Here is a 17,904-nt window from a genome sequence, read left to right as displayed (position 1 = left end):
GGAGGGCGCCATGGCGCGGATGTACGATGCACGGGGCAATATCTATATCGTTGTGGCGCCCGAGGCGCTGCGCCAACAGGGTATCGCCGTACCCGATCAGGCCGGCCGCGCCGCGCAAACCCGCGAGGTCTGGGCGTTGGCGGCCGTTGCGGCGCACTGTGGCTGGGCCCCGGGTACGCAACCACCCGGTAGCAAAGACCATTGCAGCGATGGCCTGTTGGTTGGCCCGTTCCAGTCGTCGCCGCCGTTTGATCTGCTGATCGTCAACACCGACGGCACACTGGCCGAGCGCAGTGGCAACGGGCTGACGATTTTCTCCCAGGCGCTCAGCGACCAAGGGCTTTTACCCAGCGACGACCCTTGCGTGCTCAGGGTTCACCACGACAAATCCGACACGCCTTCACCGGGCCAGACGTCCGTGAAAGCCGCGCAAGTCGAGGGTGTCCAGGGTTTCTGGCTTGACTTGGGCCAACCTGGGTTCGGGCCGGCGGCGGTCAGCGCGGCGGGCATTGACACGGTGCTGTTGAACGGGCGCGAACTCAGCCACGTTCAACAACTGTCAGCACTCAATGGCGCCTGGTCGCGCAGCCAGTTCGTGCGGCTCGGCAATCCGCACTGCGTAACCCTGGTCGACAGCGCCGATGCCTTGCCGGGCAATGAGCAGATGCGCGAACCCGTGTTGGGCGAAGGGCTGACGCAGATCGCCTATGCCATGCCGACCGGCGCAGGGAAACCTTGCCCGGCGGGGATCAATCTGCAATGGGCAATGCGGCTGTCCCCAGGGCACATCGCCGCGCGGGTGTTCGAGCGCGGGGAGGGGCCGACGGCGTCCTCGGGCACCAGTGCCAGTGCGGTGGCGTGTGCGGCATGGCGGGTCGGTTGGGTCGATGCGGGGGAGGTGAGGGTGACGATGCCGGGTGGGACGGCGCCGATTTTGCTGGAGGAAGAGCGGGGGGCGTTGAGTCGGGTGAGCCTGTTTGGTACGGCTCGGTTGGTGAGTTGACTGGGCCTACGTCATCGTCGGAACGCCGCCCGGAGCAAGCTCGCTCCCACAGGGGGAAATGTGATCGACACAAAACCCATGTGGGAGCGAGCCTGCTCCGGGCGGCGTTCCGACGATGGCGTCAGTCCGGTCAAGGCAAATCTCAATCCGGACTACCGAACTCCACCACCGGCATCGTCCGCTTCATCAACACCTTGCCCCTGCGAACCGAATAAAGCGGCAGGCCCTGGCTGCGGATCACCTCGTAATCGCTCTCCGCCGACAAAATCAGCAAGTTCGCCGGCCGCCCCGGCTCCAGCCCGTAACGATTACCCAGGGCCATGGCCTTGGCGCTGTTGTCGGTCACCAGGTCCAGCGCGCTTTGCAGGTTGCGGTAACCGAGCATGTGGCAGATGTGCAGGCCGGCTTCGAGGACCCGCAGGATGTTGCCGTTGCCCAGCGGATACCACGGGTCGACGATCGAGTCCTGGCCGAAACACACGTTCATGCCCGCTTCGAGCAACTCGTTGACCCGGGTTACGCCACGGCGTTTCGGGAAGTTATCGAAGCGTCCTTGCAGATGAATGCTTTCGGTGGGGCAAGAGACAAAACTGATCCCGGAATGCCCGAGCAGGCGAAACAGCTTGGCGCAGTAGGCGTTGTCGTAGGAGCCCATGGCCGTGGTGTGACTGGCGGTGACCCGCGAACCCATGTCGCGGCTGCGGGCTTCTTCGGCCAGCACTTCGAGAAAGCGTGAGTGCGGGTCGTCGGTCTCGTCGCAATGCACATCCACCAGGCAACCGGTGCGCTCGGCCAGGTCCATGAGGAACTTCACCGAACTCACGCCTTGATCGCGGGTGTATTCGAAATGCGGAATGCCGCCGACCACGTCGGCGCCCATGTGGATCGCTTCCTCCATCAGGTCCCGACCGTTGCGGTACGACTCGATGCCCTCCTGGGGGAACGCGACGATTTGCAGGTCGATCAGATCACGGCTTTCCTCGCGCACCTCGAGCATGGCCTTCAGGGCGGTCAGTTGCGGGTCGGTGACATCGACGTGGGTGCGCACATGCTGGATGCCGTGGGCGGCGAGGGTCTGGATGGTTTTTTTGGCGCGGGTCTTGGTGTCTTCCAGGGTGATGGTCGCCTTGCGTTCACCCCAGCATTCGATGCCCTCGAACAACGTACCGCTCATGTTCCAGCGTGGCTCGCCGGCGGTCAGGGTGGCGTCGAGGTGGATGTGCGGCTCGACGAAGGGCGGTACCACCAGGTTGCCACCGGCATCCAGATCGTCGGGGCCCAGGGTCGGGGCCTCGGTTTGCCGGGCGATGTGGCTGATCAGGCCGTTTTCCAGGTGCAACTCATGCAGGCCTTCCTGGTGACGCAGCCGGGCGTTGATGATGTGCATCAGGAGCGTCCTTTTCGATAGACAATGACTCTACGTTAGCGCGACGGAGGCAATCCCTGCCAGCGTCATTGATCTTGCCTGTGCAAATGTCGGGCGAGCGTGCTTGCGATGGCGTTGGGTCAGTCAACCCAGTGTCGCGGTTGATGCCGTCATCGCGAGCAAGCTCACTCCCACAAGGGCTATTTCTTCAGGAAGACGGGTGCTGCGGCAAAAAGCGCATCAGCGCCGCAACAATGGCTTCGGGGGCGTCTTCCTGGACCAGATGACCGGCGTTGGGAATGGCGTGAAATTGCGCTCCCGGAATCATCTGTTGCAGGGCGCGCCCGCGTTCGATGGGGATCCATTGATCGTCTTCACCCCAGAGAATCTGCACCGGGCAGCGGATCGTCGGGTACAAGCCCTCGGCCTCGCGGGTGTAGTGCTCGTCCATTTGGGCGATCTGCCGATAAAACGCCGCTTGCCCGGGGTCGCCCACCCACGGTTGCACGTAAGGTGCGAGCTCGTCATCAGGGATATCCCGCTTGATCGCCCCGCGAATATAGGTCGGTACGATGGCGCGCTGAATGTAGTCGGGCAGCCCGCTGAACGCTGCCTCATGCTGGCGAACATGCTGCACGAACGGCGAACCCCAGGGTGTCAGCGCCACCGGGTCGATCAGTGTCAGGCTGCGGTACTCCTTGCCGTTCAACAGGTGGGCGCGCAGGGCGGTCGCGCCGCCAAAATCATGGGCCACCACATCGGGACGATCCAGCCCCCAATGCTCCAGCAGCTGCGCCAAGAGTTGATTTTGCACACCCAGCGACACATCGCCGTCGACCTTCTCGGATTGCCCATAGCCCAACAGATCGAAGTAATGCACCCGGTGCGAGGTGATGAAGTGCGGTGCAATCCGGTGCCAGACATAAGAAGAGAAAGGCGTGCCATGCACGAACACCAACGGCGGGCCGTCGCCCCTTACCGCATAGCGAACGGAGTGACCATTGAAGCGGTAGCTCTGAGCCAGTGGCCAGTCAATCATGGGCGAGTCCTCTTGGCGTGTGAAAGCCAAAAAGCATAGGCAAAAAAAAACAGCCGTTGAAGGCTGTTTTTTATATCACTGACGAAACGCATTTCTTCTGTAGGAGCAGGCTCGATCCTACAGCTCGCCGCGATAGATGCAGCCGCTGGTGCACGTCTCGTGGATACGAATCGCACTGAGTTCCGGCAGCAGGGGCTTGAGTTCGGCCCAGATGAATTTGGCCAGTACTTCGCTGGTCGGGTTTTCCAGGCCAGGAATGTCGTTCAGGTAGTTATGGTCCAGACGCTCATACAGCGGCTTGAAGATCGCCTTGATTTCCGAGAAGTCGCGGATCCAGCCGGTGTGCGGATCAATATCGCCACTCAGGTGAATCGCCACTTTGAACGAGTGGCCGTGCAGGCGGCCGCACTTGTGGCCGTCCGGGACGTGGGGCAGGCGGTGGGCGGATTCGAAAGTAAATTCCTTGAAGATTTCCACAGTGTTTTCAGCTCTGTTCAGGTGGCGATCGCCGCAGCGATAGGGGCAGGCGGCGAGTTTAACAGCTTGTCCTGACTAAAGGGTCAGCAAGCGTTCGCCGAGGCGACCGTTGGCGGCCAGTTCAAGGAATTCATCACCCAGGCGACGGCTTTCATCCATCGCCGCGCGCCAGTATTTCTGCCGGCTCGGGGCGTCGCCCATGAAGCGTTTGAAGTCATTACGATCCGGCAGTTTGCCGTAGGGCAGGCGCGCCAGGTATTCCCTGGACGGCGCCAGCAACAGCACATTCTGCAGGCGCGCAGGGCAGGCGCGGCGCCATGGCAGGGTTTTGTCGAACCAGCCCGGAATCACCCGATCGGTGAAATGCGGGTAGAGCACGATGTCGTCGCCGCTGTAGGGCAGGTCGAGGTGGTAGTCCAGCAGACCGCCATCGCGGAAGGTCCCGGTGCCTGCACCCGGCAGGTCGCGCACGCCTTCCATCACCATCGGAATCGAGCCCGAGGCGAGCAGGGCCTGGCGCAGGTTGCCGGCGTTCAGCGCGACGAAGCGCGACGGGAAGTCGTTCAGCGTGTTGACCGGTGGAGCCAGGCGCGGGTCGTGGATGATCAGCCGTTCGAAGTGCCGCGACAGCCGCGCGCGGCCGCGCAGGTTGTCGGCGATCACCGACGACAGGCCCAGGCCCAGGCGGCCGCGATGATCGTCCGCGAGCAGGCCGTGGCTTTTGACCACCATGATGTTCAAGCGGTAATGGGCGTTGTCGAGCAGGGCGGCGTCGCGGCCGTCGAGCAGCTCATCGAGCATGCGCCGCGAGCTCTGGCTGATCTGCGCCATGGTTACGCCTTTGGCGAAGTTCTGCTCGGTGTAGAGGTGGCCGAGGCGGCGGATGCCCTCGGCGGCATCCGGCAGGCAGGCACTGGCAAAGCGCCAGGAACCGACCGATGCACCGATCAGCGAACGCTCCCGTGGCGCCGCCGGCAGCCATTCGCCGAACAACGCCAGGTCCAGCCCTTGTATCCCCAGCGCCTTCGGGCCACCGGCGGCACCCGGTAGCGTGCCGACATCGATGGCGCTCAGGCCGTTTTCACGGATGCGCGCAAAGGTACGGGGACCGGCCTTGAGCGTCAGGGAAGGGAACTTGATGTGGATGGCTGTCATACCGGTCTCGATGTCGGGCAAGCGGATGAATTATGTGGGAGCGAGCCTGCTCGCGATAGCGCTGGTGCAGCTGCATTGATTTTGGATGGGCCACCGTCATCGCGAGCAGGCTCGCTCCCACAGGTTTGCGCTGTCTCTGCAGGAGCGAGCCTGCTCGCGAAAAACGCCAGGACAACGCGGGCATTCAGACAGCCCACGTCATCGTTATCCTCCATCGCGAGCGGGCTCGCTCCCACAGGTTTTGCGCTGTCTCGGTAGGCGCGCGCCTGCTCGCGAAGAACGGCAGGACAACGCCGGCATTCAGACAGCCCACGTCATCGTTATCCTCCATCGCGAGCGGGCTCGCTCCCACAGGGTTGGCGCTGTCTCTGTAGGAGCGAGCCTGCTCGCGAAAAACGCCAGGACAACGCGGGCATTCAGACAGCCCACGTCATCGTTATCCTCCATCGCGAGCGGGCTCGCTCCCACAGGGTTTGCATCTGTATCTGCTTGCCACTGCGGCCCTATGATGGCAATTCAGTTTCAATTAAGTTCAGGTCGCTAAGGTGGAGCCCGTATGCAACACCCAGGGGCCGGACAAAGCCTTGAGGTTGCACGACGCTGGTACCATTGTGCCTTTCGAGAAACTCAACGCCGCGGCATCGACCGGGATCTGCAATTAGACGCGGTCGGCCAGACGCGGTCGGCGGCCAGTGACTCAAGGATCATCAGGATTCGTAATGACGCTGCTTTCTTTTTCCACACGACGCGCGGCCAGCCTGGCGCTGGTGTTGCTGGCTTTCTGTTCGGTGGTCATGGCCCGCGACCTGGACCAGGACGAAGCCCTGCGCTTGCGCCAGCAAGGGATCATCCTGCCGCTCGAGCAAGTGTTGCAGCAGGCGCTGGACCGCTATCCAGGGGCCAAGCTGCTGGAAGCCGAGCTCGAAGAGAAGCACGACGTCTACATTTATGAAGTCGAGTTGCTGACCGCTGAAGGCGTGGTGCGAGAGCTCGATATCGACGCCGCCACGGGCCGTCTACTCAAAGACAAGGAAGATTGACCGATGCGTTTGCTCCTGGTGGAAGACCATGTGCCCCTGGCCGACGAACTGATGGCCGGCCTCAATCGCCAAGGGTACGCCGTGGACTGGCTGGCCGACGGTCGCGACGCGGTCCATCAGGGCAGCACCGAGCCTTACGACCTGATCATCCTCGACCTCGGCCTTCCGGGATTGTCAGGGCTTGAAGTGTTGGCCCGCTGGCGTGCCGAAGGTTTGCCCACGCCGGTGCTGATCCTCACCGCCCGCGACTCCTGGGCCGAGCGCATCGAAGGCCTCAAGGCCGGTGCCGACGATTACCTGACCAAACCCTTTCATCCCGAAGAGTTGCACCTGCGAGTCCAGGCGTTGCTGCGCCGTTCCCACGGCCAGGTCAATCACCCGACCCTCAAGGCTGCGGGCCTGCAGCTGGATGAAGGGCGTCAGTGTGTGACCCGCGACGGTGCCGAGATTCAACTGACCGCCGCCGAATTCCGCTTGCTGCGCTATTTCATGTTGCACCCGGATCAGATCCTCTCCAAAGGCCACCTCGCCGAACACCTCTACGACGGCGAGACCGAACGCGACTCCAATGTGCTGGAGGTCCACGTCAATCACCTGCGGCGCAAACTCGGGCGCAGCGTGATCGAGACCCGTCGCGGCCAGGGTTATCTGTTCGGTGGGCAAACCCGGTGAGGTCGATCCAGCGCCGCTTGAGTCTGGGCCTGATCAGCGTGATGGTGATTGTCGGTCTGGTGCTGGCGCAGACCAGCCTGTGGCTGTTTGAAATGGGGTTGCAGCGCTACCTCGAAGCCGGGCTGCGCAATGACAGCGAAAACCTGTTGGTGGCGCTGGTGCGTGGCCCGCAAGGTTTGCAGCTGGACGAAAGGCACCTGGCACCGGCCTATCAACGACCCTTTTCCGGGCATTATTTCCGCATCGATTTTGCTGACAGCCATTGGCGTTCCCGTTCGTTGTGGGACCAGGAGCTGCCACGTCTCGAACAGCCCGGCCTTGACAGCAACCTGCAATTGGGACCCGAAGGGCAGCAGTTGCTGGTGCTGCGCTCGGACTATCGCCGCCTGGGCCAGTCGATCTCCATCAGCGTGGCGCAGGACTACACCCCGGTGCGCGAGAGCTTCCGGCGCATGCAGCAGGTGGGGTTGGGGCTCGGGCTGGCGGGATTGTTGCTGATTCTGCTGTTGCAACGAATCACCGTGCGGCGCGCCTTGCGCCCGCTGGAAAAGGCCCGCGAACAGATCGCTCAGTTGCAGCAGGGCCAACGCTCGCAACTCGATGATCAGGTGCCGGTGGAACTGGAGCCGCTGGTGGCGCAGATCAACCACCTGCTGGCCCACACCGAAGACAGCCTCAAGCGTTCGCGCAATGCCCTGGGCAACCTCGGCCACGCCTTGAAAACCCCGCTGGCGGTATTGCTGAGCCTGGCCTCAAGTGCACAGCTGGACGCGCATCCGCAATTGCGCAAGACCCTCAAGGAACAACTGGAGCAGGTGCAGCAACGGCTCAATCGCGAGCTCAACCGTGCCCGTCTGGCCGGCGATACGCTGCCGGGGGCACTGTTTGATTGCGCTGGGGAACTGCCAGGACTGCTGGCGACCTTGAACATGATCCACGGTGAACATTTGACGCTGAGCTATCGCGCCGCGGCGGGCCTGCAATTGCCGTGGGATCGCGAGGATTTGCTGGAATTGCTCGGTAATCTGCTGGATAACGCCTGCAAATGGGCGGACGCCGAAGTGCGGCTAAGCGTGGTCGAAACCGTCGAAGGCTTTGAACTGAGTGTGGAAGACGACGGGCCTGGCATCCCCGAAGACCGCCGCGCGCAGGTGTTCAGCCGCGGCACCCGGCTGGATGAACAGACTGACGGACACGGCCTGGGTTTGGGGATCGTCCGCGATATCGTCGAGGCGTGGGGCGGGGCGTTGGTATTGCAGGAAAGCGAGTGGGGCGGGCTGAAAGTGCTGATCGAGTTGCCCGGGCGCACCTGAAGCCAGCTCGCTCCCACATTGGTTTGTGTGGTGTCAGGTTCAGGTGTGATGAATCTCCCGATCCTTGGTTTCCGGCATGAAGAAAATGCCCAGGATGGCCGTCATCACCGCAATGACAATCGGGTACCACAGCCCGTAGTAGATATCGCCGGTGGCTGCGACCATGGCGAACGCCACCGTCGGCAGGAAGCCGCCGAACCAGCCATTGCCGATGTGGTAGGGCAGTGACATCGAGGTGTAGCGGATGCGCGCCGGGAACAGTTCCACCAGCCAGGCGGCAATCGGGCCGTAGACCATGGTCACGTAGATCACCAGGATCGTCAGCAACAGCAGCACCATCGGATAGTTGGTCTTGGCCGGGTCAGCCTTCTCGGGGTAGCCGGCGTCCTTGAGCGAAGTGGCGAGCGTGGCGGTGAAGGCGTCGTTGCGGGTCTTGAAGTCGGCGGCCGGCAAGCCGGTGCCTTCGAAGCTGGGGATCACTTTATCGCCGATGCGGACCTGCGCGACGGTGCCCGGTTCGGCGGTCACGTTCTTGTAGGGGATGGCCCGTTTTGCCAAGAGGGTTTTCGCCAGGTCACAGGAGCTGGTGAATTTGGCCTTGCCCACCGGGTCGAACTGGAACGAGCACTGAGCGGGATCGGCGATCACCGTGACCGGGTTCTTCTCCTGCGCAATGAAGACATCGGGGTTACCGTACTGGGTCAGCGCATGGAAGATCGGGAAATAGGTCACTGCCGCGAGGATGCAACCGGCCATGATGATGCCCTTGCGGCCGATGCGGTCGGACAGGCTGCCGAAGATGACGAAGAACGGCGTGCCGATCAGCAGCGAGCCGGCGATCAGCAAGTTGGCGGTCTGCGGGTCGATCTTCAGCGTCTGCAGCAGAAAGAACAGCGCATAGAATTGCCCGGTGTACCAGACCACAGCCTGGCCGGCGGTGCCGCCGAGCAGGGCCATGATCACTATCTTGAGGTTCTCCCAGCGGGCGAAGGATTCGGTCAGTGGTGCCTTGGAGGCCTTGCCCTCAGCCTTCATTTTCATGAACACCGGCGACTCGCTGAGCTGCAAGCGGATGTACACCGAAACGATCAACAGCAGGATCGACAGCAGAAATGGAATCCGCCAGCCCCAGGTTTCGAAGGCTTCGGTGCCCAGCGCCGTGCGGCAGGCCAGGATCACCAGCAGCGACAGAAACAGGCCGAGGGTCGCGGTGGTCTGGATCCACGAAGTGAAGTAGCCACGCTTGCCTTTCGGCGCGTGCTCGGCCACGTAGGTCGCCGCGCCGCCGTATTCACCGCCCAGGGCCAGGCCTTGCAACAGGCGCAGGGTGATCAGGATGATCGGTGCCGCCACGCCAATGGTCGCGTAACCGGGTAGAAAACCGACCACGGCGGTGGATAGACCCATGATCACGATGGTGATGAGAAAGGTGTGTTTGCGCCCGATCATGTCGCCCAACCGGCCGAACACAATCGCCCCGAACGGCCGCACGGCGAAGCCGGCGGCGAACGCGAGCAAGGCAAAGATGAATGAGGTGGTCTCGTTGACGCCGGCAAAGAAGTGCTTGGCGATGATCGCGGCGAGGGAACCGTACAGGTAAAAGTCGTACCACTCGAACACGGTGCCCAGAGACGAGGCGAAAATGACCTTGCGCTCTTCCCTGGTGATGCCGTGTCCGGGGGCGCTGCCCGAAGTTGCAGTGTCGATGGCTGCTATGAGTGTTCTCCGTCTTGCTCTTGTCGTAGGCCGGAGTTTTTCCTTACCGCTGGCGCACCCTGGCCCTGGGGCTGATGTCGTCGGATGAGCGATTGCGCGAAGCGTGCATGCAGGGTGGACGCCTCGAATCGCTGCAAGGTTCCTTAAAGCATAATCAACGTCTGGGGGATGTCCACTCGCCATCATGATGGCGGCCCCTGTAGGAGCGAGCCTGCTCGCGATGGTGTGTCAGTCACCGAGGTGCCAACTGATACTCCATCGCGAGCAGGCTCGCTCCTACAGGGGGGCGGGGTCAGACGCGGAACTGGTCCATCAGGCTCTGCTGTTGATTGGCCAGGCTGTTGAGCGACTGGCTCACCCGCGCCGATTCATTGGCCTGACCCGACAGCGATTCAGTCACGTCACGGATGGTCGCCACGTTGTTGTTGATCTCCTCGGCCACCGCGCTTTGTTCTTCGGCGGCGCTGGCAATCTGCAGGTTCATGTCACTGATCACTGTCACGGCATCGCCGATCTGGCGCAGCGCGGTCACGGCCTGGCCGACCTGATCGACGCTGCCCTGGGCCAGTCGATGGCTGTTGCCCATCGAACCGACCACGTCCTGAGTGCCGCTTTGCAGTTGTTCGATCACCAGGCGGGTTTCTTCCACCGACTCCTGGGTGCGCCGCGCCAGGTTGCGCACTTCATCGGCGACCACGGCAAAACCACGGCCGGCTTCACCGGCACGGGCCGCTTCGATGGCCGCGTTGAGCGCCAGCAGGTTGGTTTGTTCGGCGATGGCGCGGATCACTTCCAGCACCGAACCGATTTTCTCGCTGTTGGCCGCCAGGCCTTCGACTTGCACCATTGCCGCGCTCATGTCGGCGGCGAGGTTGTCGATGCTGGTGGTGGTACGGTCGATCACGGTCAGGCCCTGACGGGTCGCCTGATCGGCATCCCGCGCAGCCTGTGCCGCTTGTGCGGCGCTGCGGGCAACGTCCTGGGCGGTAGCGCTCATTTCGTGGGAAGCGGTCGCGACCTGATCCACCTGGCGGTATTGCTGCTCCATGCCGGCGCTGGTCTGGGTGGCGATGGCGGAGGACTGGTCCGCCGTGCTGCGGGCGTCCTGCACCGAGCGTTTGACCTCGGCGATGATCGGCTGCAGCTTGTCGAGGAAACGGTTGAACCAGCCGGCCAACTGGCCCAGTTCATCCTGTTTGTCGTAGGCCAGGCGTCGGGTCAGGTCGCCTTCGCCGCTGGCGATGTCTTCGAGCATGTGCGCCACGCCGAGGATCGGTCTGGTCACACTGCGAGCCATCAGCCAGACCAGGAGCAGGCCAATCAACGCCGCCAGAACGCCCAATGCGAGTTCCGTCAGGGTGCCGGCGGTGTTGCTTTCATCCAGTTGCTTTTTCAGGGTTTCGGCGGGGCCAACCAACACTTTTTCCGGGACGTCGAGCAATACGCCCCAGGTTTTGCCACCGGGAATCGGCTGGAACGGCGACAGCACCTTGAGCTGTTGCTGGCTGTGCAGGCTGGCGGTCTTGGTGCTGGCGGCGAGCATGCGTACCAGCTCGGCACCGTTGGTCTTGTCCACGGTTTCCAGGCGCTGGCTGAGTTTGCTGGCGTCGGGGCTGTAGCCGGCGAGCAAACCGACCGGGCTGAGAATGCTGACGCTGGTCTGGCCGTCATAGAGCTTTTTGCTGGCGTTCTGGCTGATCGTTTGCAGGCTGTTGAGGTTGATGTCCACCGACAGCGAGGCGATGAGCTTGCCGTTGAGCATCAGGGGGAAAACGATACTGGTCATCAGCACGTTCTGGCCGTCGATCGTATAGAAGTAGGGCTCGATCACGCAGGGCTTGAGGGTGGTGCGCGGGCAGGTGAACCAGGCGTTGGCCGCTTCGCCGCTGGGGCCGGTGCTGGTGTCGGCGATGTCTTTTTCCGGCAATGGCATGGAGGTCAGCTGGCCTGGCGTCGGTTGCGACCAGTACAAGGCAAAACGCCCCTTTTCATTGCTGCCGACGTCACTCTGGCCGGCAAACAGTTCGTCCTTGCCATCCAGGCCGTTGGGCTCGAACACCAGGGCCAGGCCGAGCAGTTCAGGGTTGGCTTGCAGTGTCGACTTGACCTGGCGGGTCAGGTCTTCGCGCAAGTCGAATGCATCGAGAAAGCGCTTTTCGGCCTGGTCGCGCAGAAACAGGACCTGGCGCGAAAAGCCGTGGCCATATTGATAGGCGTCCATGAACTGCTGGCGAATGCCCAGCGCCTGGTTTTCACCCTGGGACTCGATCCGCGCCTGAGCGGCTTCGGTCAGCATTTCCATGCTCGAGGCTTTCACCAATTCCGAGCTGGTCTCCATGCGATACAGCGAAAGACCCACCAGCAGGGTCACGATGCCCGCCAGGCAAAGCCCGGCCAGCAGGGTGATTTTCCATTGAATGGACAGTTGCTTGAGTGACATGGAGACGTCCTTATTCGATATATATCTGAGACTTTGTACTGTAACGGCCGGGATTCTGGTTTCTTTATCCCGTGTATCGTTAATCGCCCTGCAGGAGCGAGCCTGCTCGCGATGGTCGCCAACGATGACGATGGAATCCTGATACCCCTCGGTGCTCTCATTTGCATCGCGAGCTGGCTCGCTCCTACAGGTATTCATATGCCGTTACATCTGCGCAGGGCCCGGCCGCTTTGACACGAAGGCGAGCCTGAGGCACAGTGCGCGCCCTCTAATAAAACCCATTCCTTTATCCGCTGGCGGCTCACGCAGACTGCCGGACGGACTCTTTCCGTTTGTCTCGAGGTAATGAAATGAATGCAGTGATTGCCGCGGTCGGCATCATGCTGATACTCAGCCTGTCCCGCGTGCATGTGGTCATCGCGCTGATCGTCGGTGCGCTGGTGGGTGGCCTGACCGGCGGCCTTGGCATCGACGCGACGCTCAAGGCCTTCAACAGTGGCCTCGGCGGCGGGGCGACGGTGGCGCTGTCCTACGCATTGCTCGGTGCGTTTGCCGTGGCCATCGCCAAGTCCGGCCTGGCCCATGCCCTGGCCGACAAGGCGTTGGCGATGGTCGATCGCCAGCACGCCAGCGGGGGTGGTCAGGTCAAGTGGTTGCTGATCGGCCTGCTGTGGGTGGTGGCCATTGCCTCGCAGAATATTCTGCCGATACATATCGCCTTTATCCCGTTGCTGGTGCCGCCGCTGCTTTATGTACTGACCAAGCTGCAACTGGATCGACGTTTGATCGCCTGTGTCATGACCTTCGGTTTGATTACGCCGTACATGTTCCTGCCGGTGGGCTTCGGCAATATCTTCCTCAATGAAATCCTGCTGGCCAACGTGGCCCGCAGCGGCGTGGACATCACGGGCATCAATGTCACTCACGCCATGGGCATTCCGGCGCTGGGCATGGTGGCGGGCCTGCTGATCGCGTTTATCAGCTACCGCAAGAAGCGCGTCTATAACCTGGAGAAAATCGAGCAAGTCGAGCAGGTCGCGGTGCAGTACAACCCGCTGAGCCTGATGGTGGCCGGGGTGGCGATTGCCGCCGCCTTCATTGTGCAACTGCTGTTGGACTCGATGATCATCGGTGCACTGGTGGGTTTCCTGATTTTTTCGGTGTCGGGCATCGTCAAATGGCGCGACACCGATGACCTGTTCACCGAAGGCATGAAGATGATGGCGATGATCGGCTTCATCATGATCGCCGCCTCAGGGTTCGCCGAAGTGATGAAGGCCACCGGTGAAGTGCAGACACTGGTCGAATCGTCGGCGTCCTGGATCGACCACAGCAAGGGCATCGGCGCCTTGTTGATGTTGCTGGTGGGGCTGTTGGTGACCATGGGCATCGGTTCGTCGTTTTCCACCGTGCCCATTCTGGCGGCGATCTTCGTGCCGCTGTGCGTGCAATTGGGTTTCAGCCCGCTGGCGATCGTCTGCATCGTCGGCACCGCCGGCGCACTCGGTGACGCCGGTTCGCCCGCCTCGGACTCGACCCTCGGCCCGACCTCCGGTCTGAATATCGACGGCCAGCATCACCACATCTGGGACACCGTGGTCCCGACCTTCCTGCACTACAACCTGCCATTGCTCGCGTTTGGCTGGGTAGCGGCGATGGTGCTCTAACCCCGCAACACCTGTGGGAGCCAGCTCGCTCCCACAGGAGGCTCCAGTGTTCCCGATGAACGTGTTCAACTTTTGACCTGGCCTGCCGTTAACGCCTTTAACCACGCCAATAAAATCAAAAAAGAGTGAACGTCATGCGCATGAGCCTGAAGGCCAAAGTCCTGTCCCTTGCCGTCCTCCCGGTGTTGCTCTTTGCGCTGGTCATCAGCCTGACCACGTTGTTCATCCTGCAGGCGCAGGCGCGCCACGAAGTCGAGGAAACCCGCGAGCGCTTGCTCAGCGATGCCAAGGCCACCCTGCAAAGCTACGTCGCCGTGGCCATGACCGCGATCAAACCGCTCTACGACGCGGCAGCCCCTGGCGATGACGCGGCGCGGGCCCAGGCGATCAAGTTGCTGTCGAGCATCGCCTACGGCAAGGAAGGCTACTTCTTCGGCTACGACTCCAACACCGTGCGGCTGTTCAAGGCCAACAGCCCCGAAGGCGTGGGCCAGAGCTTCAAGGACAACCGCGACCCGAACGGCGTCTACGTCAACCGTGATCTGGTGAAGGTCGCCAAGGACGGTACTCACTACCTGCAATACAGCTCGCCGCTGCCCAGCAACAACCAGGTGCTGGTGCCCAAGCTCGGATACACCGAATACCTGTCGAAGTGGGACATGGCGGTGGGTACTTCGGTGAATCTGGACGGCATCGAGGCGCAAGTCGCGGTGGTTGAGGCCAAGGTTCAGGAGCGCATGGAAGGTGTGGTGCTGAGCATCGTCGGCGTCGCCGTGGTGGTGCTGCTGGTGATCGCCGCTGCCGGGATGCTGCTGGCCAATACCATTTTGCGTCCGCTGAACCTGATGAAAGCCAACCTGGATGACATTGCGGCGGGCGAGGGCGACCTGACCCGTCGCCTGACCATCACCCGCCAGGATGAGTTGGGCCAACTGGCCGGATCGTTCAACCGTTTTGTCGACAAGATCCACGGCCTGGTGCGCCAGATCACCGAAATGACCACGCAGCTGACCGGGTTGGTGCATCAGGTTTCCGATCAGGCGCACCGTTCGGACCAGGCCATGGAGCGTCAGCGTCACGAGACAGATCAAGTCGCCACGGCAATCAATGAAATGTCGGCGGCGGCTCAGGAAGTGGCCAAGAGTGCGCAAAACGCGGCGGTGGCCGCCCAGCAGACCGACGAAGAAGGCCAGGCCGCCAAGCGTGTGGTGGCTGGCAGCATCGTGAAGATTCATGCGTTGGTGGACGACATTCGCAGCAGCGGTGTGTCCCTCGACAGCTTGCAAAAAGACGTGTCGTCGATTGTCAGTGTGCTCGGGGTGATCCGTTCGATTGCCGAACAAACCAACCTGCTGGCGCTCAATGCTGCCATTGAAGCGGCGCGCGCCGGTGAGGCTGGTCGCGGATTCGCAGTGGTGGCCGATGAAGTACGGGCCCTGGCCAGCCGCACGCAAATCAGTACCCAGGAAATCCAGGGCATGATCGACCGCTTGCAGGCCGGCACCCAGTCGGCGGTGGAAGCGATGCGCCGTTCCAGTGAAGCCGGCGACGGCACCTCGGCCCAGGCCAACGAAGCGGGCGCGTCGCTCGATACCATGGCCCAGTTGATTGCCACCATCAATTCGATGAACGCACAGATCGCCAGCGCCGCCGAAGAACAGACCGCCGTGGCCGAAGAGATCAACCGCAGCGTGCATCAGATCGCGGTGGCGGTGGACAACGTCGCCGATGAAACCCAGCTTGGTGCGCAAACCTCGCGCAGCCTGGCGGATCTGGGGCAGCGTCTGGGCAATCTGGTCGGGCAGTTCCGCATCTGATTGGCAACCCCCCCCTGTAGGAGCCGGCTTGCCGGCGATAGCGTTTCGCTAAGGCTAGGCGTTCCGTCGCTGCGGTATCCATCCGGGGACACTGCCCTCCGGTCGGCTTCGCTTCGACCTGCATGCAGCGTGTCACACCTCCACTCAGCCTCCCGAAGGGGCGGGTGGATCAAGAGCTGCAGGCGAGCTAACGCTCGGCCTGATGAGTGGTGAAGAGCGGGTGGGGGCGCCGCCTTGCTTCTCTGTGGGAGCGAGCCTGCTCGCGAAAAACGTCCGGGCAACGCGGGCATTCAGACAGCCCGCGTTTTCGTTGACGACCATCGTCGGAACGCCGCCCGGAGCAGGCTCGCTCCTACAGGGGTTCTGGCGAATGAAGTGGATCTTGCCCGGCCTGCCGCACTTCGAAATAGCGCGAAGGCGGCCTCATAGCCAACCCGTCTCTCGCGATTGCACGTGTTCGCCTTAACCAACTCCTACACTGGTAACACGGGTTGTTCTTCTCGCCCCGACGACCACTACCTCAGGAGTCAGGCTCATGATCAACAGTGACAGTATCTGCGATTGCCCGAAATGTTCGTGCAAGCTGGGCGCGCATCCGATTGCGCGCCACGGCAAGCACTATTGCTGCGAGGCGTGCGCCAAGCACCACGAGCACGGTGAAGAATGTACCGGCAAGGGCTGCAAGTGCGCCCACGCCAAATAGTTCGGTTACGTTGAAAGTGGAGCCTAGTCGGGCTCCACTTCCAGTTTCAGGCTGTCATCGTCGAGGCGTTCGGTGTGTCGGACGGTGCCCGACAGGCGGCGGCCTTCGACTCTGACCACGACAGTCTTGGCCTGTTCGAGATCTTCCGGCAGCGGTGGCAGAACGCGAATCGCGAAGCAGGTCGGGTCGTTCATGACCTGTTCCAGGCCAACCCGGCACTCGACGCTCCTGGTGATGCGGCCGAACAGCGTATCCAGACCATAGTCGAGATGCGCAGGGCTGCTGATGAGTGTCATGTACTTGGCCCCCCCTCCAATCCTGTCGCTCGCCGGGCATCAGTTGGCCGGCCGCCACTTGACGTTTTCCACGCCGAATTTCTCTGCCATCGGCTTGCTGGTCTTTTGCACCTTTTCCCGGCCAAAGCGCGGTATCCGGCCCACTCCCGCGTCGCAGCTCGCCCAATGCCAGGCTTCTGCGTTGTCCATTTTGTCCAGACGGATAATGAACGATTTGGGGACGCCATGAAGGGTGTATTCAATGACGAAGAGTTTTGCATTGTTCATATAGCCCGTATTCCTCCCTGTGGTACATAAACGGATCACGGGCCGAACGGAAAATTCACTTGGATTGGTGGACGGTGGCAGCCGCTGGCGGCAAATTCAAGGCCTCGTTACCGTTGAGCCTTTCCCAACCCCAATGATTGCTGCCCATGGCCCTTGCCGCCCCGCCTGATCTGAGTGATACCGATGTCCCCGTGCAACCGCTGGCGAGCACTTATCCGCGCGGGTTGTTCATCGAGCCGCATGAGCATGTCTGGGGGCAATTGCTGTATGCGATGAGTGGCGTGATGTGGGTCGAGACGCCTCACGAGGCACTGGTGGTGCCGCCGCAACGGGCGGTTTGGTTGCCGCCAGGCGTGCCTCACGGGATTCGCGTGGTCTCGGACCTGCAAATGCGCAACATCTACCTGCGGCCATCACTGGCGGCAACGCTCGATGCCAGTGTCCAGGTCATCGAAGTCGGCGGTTTGTTGCGCGAGCTGATCGTCGGCCTGGTGGAGCAGGGCGACGACGGTGCGCCCGAGTATTACGAAGCACTGGTGGGACTGGCGCTGCTGGAGCTCAAGCGGGCCCGGCGCTCTCAGCTGAAGATCCCGCTGCCGGATGAGTCCGACCGGCGCCTGATGAACCTGTGCCAGGCGGTCATGGCCGCGCCGTCGCTGGACATCGCTTTCGAGCAACACGCGGAAAACGCCGGCGCCAGCGTGCGGACCCTGGCGCGGTTGTTCAAGGACGGTCTGGGCATGGGCTTCGCCGAATGGCGGCGCCAGGTACAACTGGCGACGGCGGTGGCCGAGTTGATTCAAGGGGTGCCGGTCAGTGCCATCGCCCGTGAACTGGGTTATTCGCCCAGCAGCTTCAGCGACATGTTCCGTCGGGAACTGGGTGTCGCGCCGTCGCAGTTTTCGGCCAGTCAGCATCCGGGCTGACGCTTTC

15 protein-coding genes and 3 pseudogenes are annotated in these 17,904 nt (G+C 62.2%); 9 read left to right on the top strand and 9 right to left on the bottom strand.

What is annotated here, in order from left to right; all coding sequences use genetic code 11:
* Positions 1–10 precede the first annotated feature (10 nt).
* Positions 11–1,003 carry a diaminopimelate epimerase gene (locus ACX3YF_RS28735; RefSeq protein ID WP_288099821.1) on the top strand — a complete coding sequence of 331 codons (993 nt, stop codon included), beginning with the start codon at positions 11–13 and terminating at the stop codon, positions 1,001–1,003.
* 142 nt (positions 1,004–1,145) lie between these two features.
* Here ACX3YF_RS28735 and codA read toward each other — a convergent pair whose 3' ends face one another.
* The 4 genes from codA to ACX3YF_RS28715 all read right to left on the bottom strand — a co-directional run bounded on the left by codA (position 1,146) and on the right by ACX3YF_RS28715 (position 5,040).
* Positions 1,146–2,390, bottom strand: coding sequence for a cytosine deaminase (codA, locus tag ACX3YF_RS28730; protein WP_130209209.1), 1,245 nt, complete (start codon positions 2,388–2,390; stop codon positions 1,146–1,148).
* Positions 2,391–2,577: 187 nt separating this feature from the next.
* Positions 2,578–3,408 carry an alpha/beta fold hydrolase gene (locus tag ACX3YF_RS28725; RefSeq protein WP_448646172.1) on the bottom strand — a complete coding sequence of 277 codons (831 nt, stop codon included), beginning with the start codon at positions 3,406–3,408 and terminating at the stop codon, positions 2,578–2,580.
* Positions 3,409–3,525: 117 nt separating this feature from the next.
* Entirely contained in the window at positions 3,526–3,885 is a 360-nt protein-coding gene (gene queD / locus ACX3YF_RS28720; protein ID WP_130209205.1) for a 6-carboxytetrahydropterin synthase QueD, read from the bottom strand.
* Between the two features lie 75 nt (positions 3,886–3,960).
* Positions 3,961–5,040, bottom strand: a complete 1,080-nt coding sequence (locus ACX3YF_RS28715) for a patatin-like phospholipase family protein (protein WP_458945656.1) — start codon at positions 5,038–5,040, stop codon at positions 3,961–3,963.
* A gap of 569 nt (positions 5,041–5,609) precedes the next feature.
* On the opposite strand from ACX3YF_RS28715, the pseudogene ACX3YF_RS28710 reads away from it, so the two are divergent.
* The 4 genes and pseudogenes from ACX3YF_RS28710 to ACX3YF_RS28695 all read left to right on the top strand — a co-directional run.
* Positions 5,610–5,681: pseudogene (locus ACX3YF_RS28710) on the top strand (PepSY domain-containing protein); the annotation flags it as partial.
* Between the two features lie 78 nt (positions 5,682–5,759).
* Positions 5,760–6,080 carry a PepSY domain-containing protein gene (locus ACX3YF_RS28705; RefSeq protein ID WP_130209201.1) on the top strand — a complete coding sequence of 107 codons (321 nt, stop codon included), beginning with the start codon at positions 5,760–5,762 and terminating at the stop codon, positions 6,078–6,080.
* Between the two features lie 3 nt (positions 6,081–6,083).
* Positions 6,084–6,752: a response regulator transcription factor gene (locus tag ACX3YF_RS28700; RefSeq protein WP_130209199.1), complete on the top strand. Its 669-nt coding sequence runs from the start codon at positions 6,084–6,086 to the stop codon at positions 6,750–6,752.
* A complete protein-coding gene (locus tag ACX3YF_RS28695) occupies positions 6,749–8,065 on the top strand; it encodes a sensor histidine kinase (protein WP_448646174.1) in 1,317 nt (438 codons plus the stop codon). Before ACX3YF_RS28700 ends, ACX3YF_RS28695 begins: the two co-directional genes overlap by 4 nt.
* Positions 8,066–8,104: 39 nt before the next feature.
* Here the strand turns inward: ACX3YF_RS28695 and ACX3YF_RS28690 are convergent, their stop codons facing one another.
* From ACX3YF_RS28690 to ACX3YF_RS28680, 3 genes and pseudogenes are all read right to left on the bottom strand, one after another.
* Positions 8,105–9,781: an MFS transporter gene (locus tag ACX3YF_RS28690; RefSeq protein WP_130211020.1), complete on the bottom strand. Its 1,677-nt coding sequence runs from the start codon at positions 9,779–9,781 to the stop codon at positions 8,105–8,107.
* A 292-nt stretch (positions 9,782–10,073) separates the two neighbouring features.
* Positions 10,074–10,586 (bottom strand): annotated as a pseudogene (locus ACX3YF_RS28685) (methyl-accepting chemotaxis protein); the annotation flags it as partial.
* Positions 10,587–10,931: 345 nt separating this feature from the next.
* Positions 10,932–12,002 (bottom strand): annotated as a pseudogene (locus ACX3YF_RS28680) (PDC sensor domain-containing protein); the annotation flags it as partial.
* A gap of 569 nt (positions 12,003–12,571) precedes the next feature.
* On the opposite strand from ACX3YF_RS28680, the gene ACX3YF_RS28675 reads away from it, so the two are divergent.
* The 3 genes from ACX3YF_RS28675 (at position 12,572) to ACX3YF_RS28665 (ending at position 16,408) form a co-directional block, all read left to right on the top strand.
* The gene (locus ACX3YF_RS28675) at positions 12,572–13,888 is read left to right on the top strand and encodes a Na+/H+ antiporter family protein (protein ID WP_130211018.1); all 1,317 of its coding nucleotides are present in this window, start codon (positions 12,572–12,574) and stop codon (positions 13,886–13,888) included.
* Between the two features lie 134 nt (positions 13,889–14,022).
* Positions 14,023–15,705, top strand: coding sequence for a methyl-accepting chemotaxis protein (locus ACX3YF_RS28670; RefSeq protein WP_288094949.1), 1,683 nt, complete (start codon positions 14,023–14,025; stop codon positions 15,703–15,705).
* Positions 15,706–16,240: 535 nt separating this feature from the next.
* Positions 16,241–16,408, top strand: coding sequence for a metallothionein (locus ACX3YF_RS28665; protein WP_130211016.1), 168 nt, complete (start codon positions 16,241–16,243; stop codon positions 16,406–16,408).
* A 23-nt stretch (positions 16,409–16,431) separates the two neighbouring features.
* On the opposite strand, the gene ACX3YF_RS28660 is transcribed toward ACX3YF_RS28665, so the two are convergent.
* Both ACX3YF_RS28660 and ACX3YF_RS28655 read right to left on the bottom strand, forming a co-directional pair.
* A complete protein-coding gene (locus ACX3YF_RS28660) occupies positions 16,432–16,704 on the bottom strand; it encodes a hypothetical protein (protein ID WP_196587241.1) in 273 nt (90 codons plus the stop codon).
* Positions 16,705–16,743: 39 nt separating this feature from the next.
* Complete coding sequence (locus ACX3YF_RS28655; RefSeq protein ID WP_047527456.1) at positions 16,744–16,971, bottom strand: DUF6555 family protein; 228 nt, start codon at positions 16,969–16,971, stop codon at positions 16,744–16,746.
* Positions 16,972–17,117: 146 nt separating this feature from the next.
* Here ACX3YF_RS28655 and ACX3YF_RS28650 point away from each other — a divergent pair, with 146 nt between their 5' ends.
* Complete coding sequence (locus tag ACX3YF_RS28650) at positions 17,118–17,897, top strand: AraC family transcriptional regulator (protein WP_458974697.1); 780 nt, start codon at positions 17,118–17,120, stop codon at positions 17,895–17,897.
* Positions 17,898–17,904: the final 7 nt, after the last annotated feature.

It is taken from the genome of Pseudomonas fluorescens group sp. PF-69 (assembly GCF_054481235.1).
The sequence above is the reverse complement of the archived record's forward strand: the minus strand, read 5'-3'. Positions and strand labels throughout refer to the sequence as shown.

Coding starts and splice junctions, on each gene's coding strand:
- ACX3YF_RS28735 (WP_288099821.1), top strand. CDS start 11: ATGGCGCGGATGTACGATGCACGGGGCAATATCTATATCGTTGTGGCG.
- codA (WP_130209209.1), bottom strand. CDS start 2,390: ATGCACATCATCAACGCCCGGCTGCGTCACCAGGAAGGCCTGCATGAG.
- ACX3YF_RS28725 (WP_448646172.1), bottom strand. CDS start 3,408: ATGATTGACTGGCCACTGGCTCAGAGCTACCGCTTCAATGGTCACTCC.
- ACX3YF_RS28715 (WP_458945656.1), bottom strand. CDS start 5,040: ATGACAGCCATCCACATCAAGTTCCCTTCCCTGACGCTCAAGGCCGGT.
- ACX3YF_RS28705 (WP_130209201.1), top strand. CDS start 5,760: ATGACGCTGCTTTCTTTTTCCACACGACGCGCGGCCAGCCTGGCGCTG.
- ACX3YF_RS28700 (WP_130209199.1), top strand. CDS start 6,084: ATGCGTTTGCTCCTGGTGGAAGACCATGTGCCCCTGGCCGACGAACTG.
- ACX3YF_RS28675 (WP_130211018.1), top strand. CDS start 12,572: ATGAATGCAGTGATTGCCGCGGTCGGCATCATGCTGATACTCAGCCTG.
- ACX3YF_RS28670 (WP_288094949.1), top strand. CDS start 14,023: ATGCGCATGAGCCTGAAGGCCAAAGTCCTGTCCCTTGCCGTCCTCCCG.
- ACX3YF_RS28665 (WP_130211016.1), top strand. CDS start 16,241: ATGATCAACAGTGACAGTATCTGCGATTGCCCGAAATGTTCGTGCAAG.
- ACX3YF_RS28660 (WP_196587241.1), bottom strand. CDS start 16,704: ATGACACTCATCAGCAGCCCTGCGCATCTCGACTATGGTCTGGATACG.
- ACX3YF_RS28655 (WP_047527456.1), bottom strand. CDS start 16,971: ATGAACAATGCAAAACTCTTCGTCATTGAATACACCCTTCATGGCGTC.
- ACX3YF_RS28650 (WP_458974697.1), top strand. CDS start 17,118: ATGGCCCTTGCCGCCCCGCCTGATCTGAGTGATACCGATGTCCCCGTG.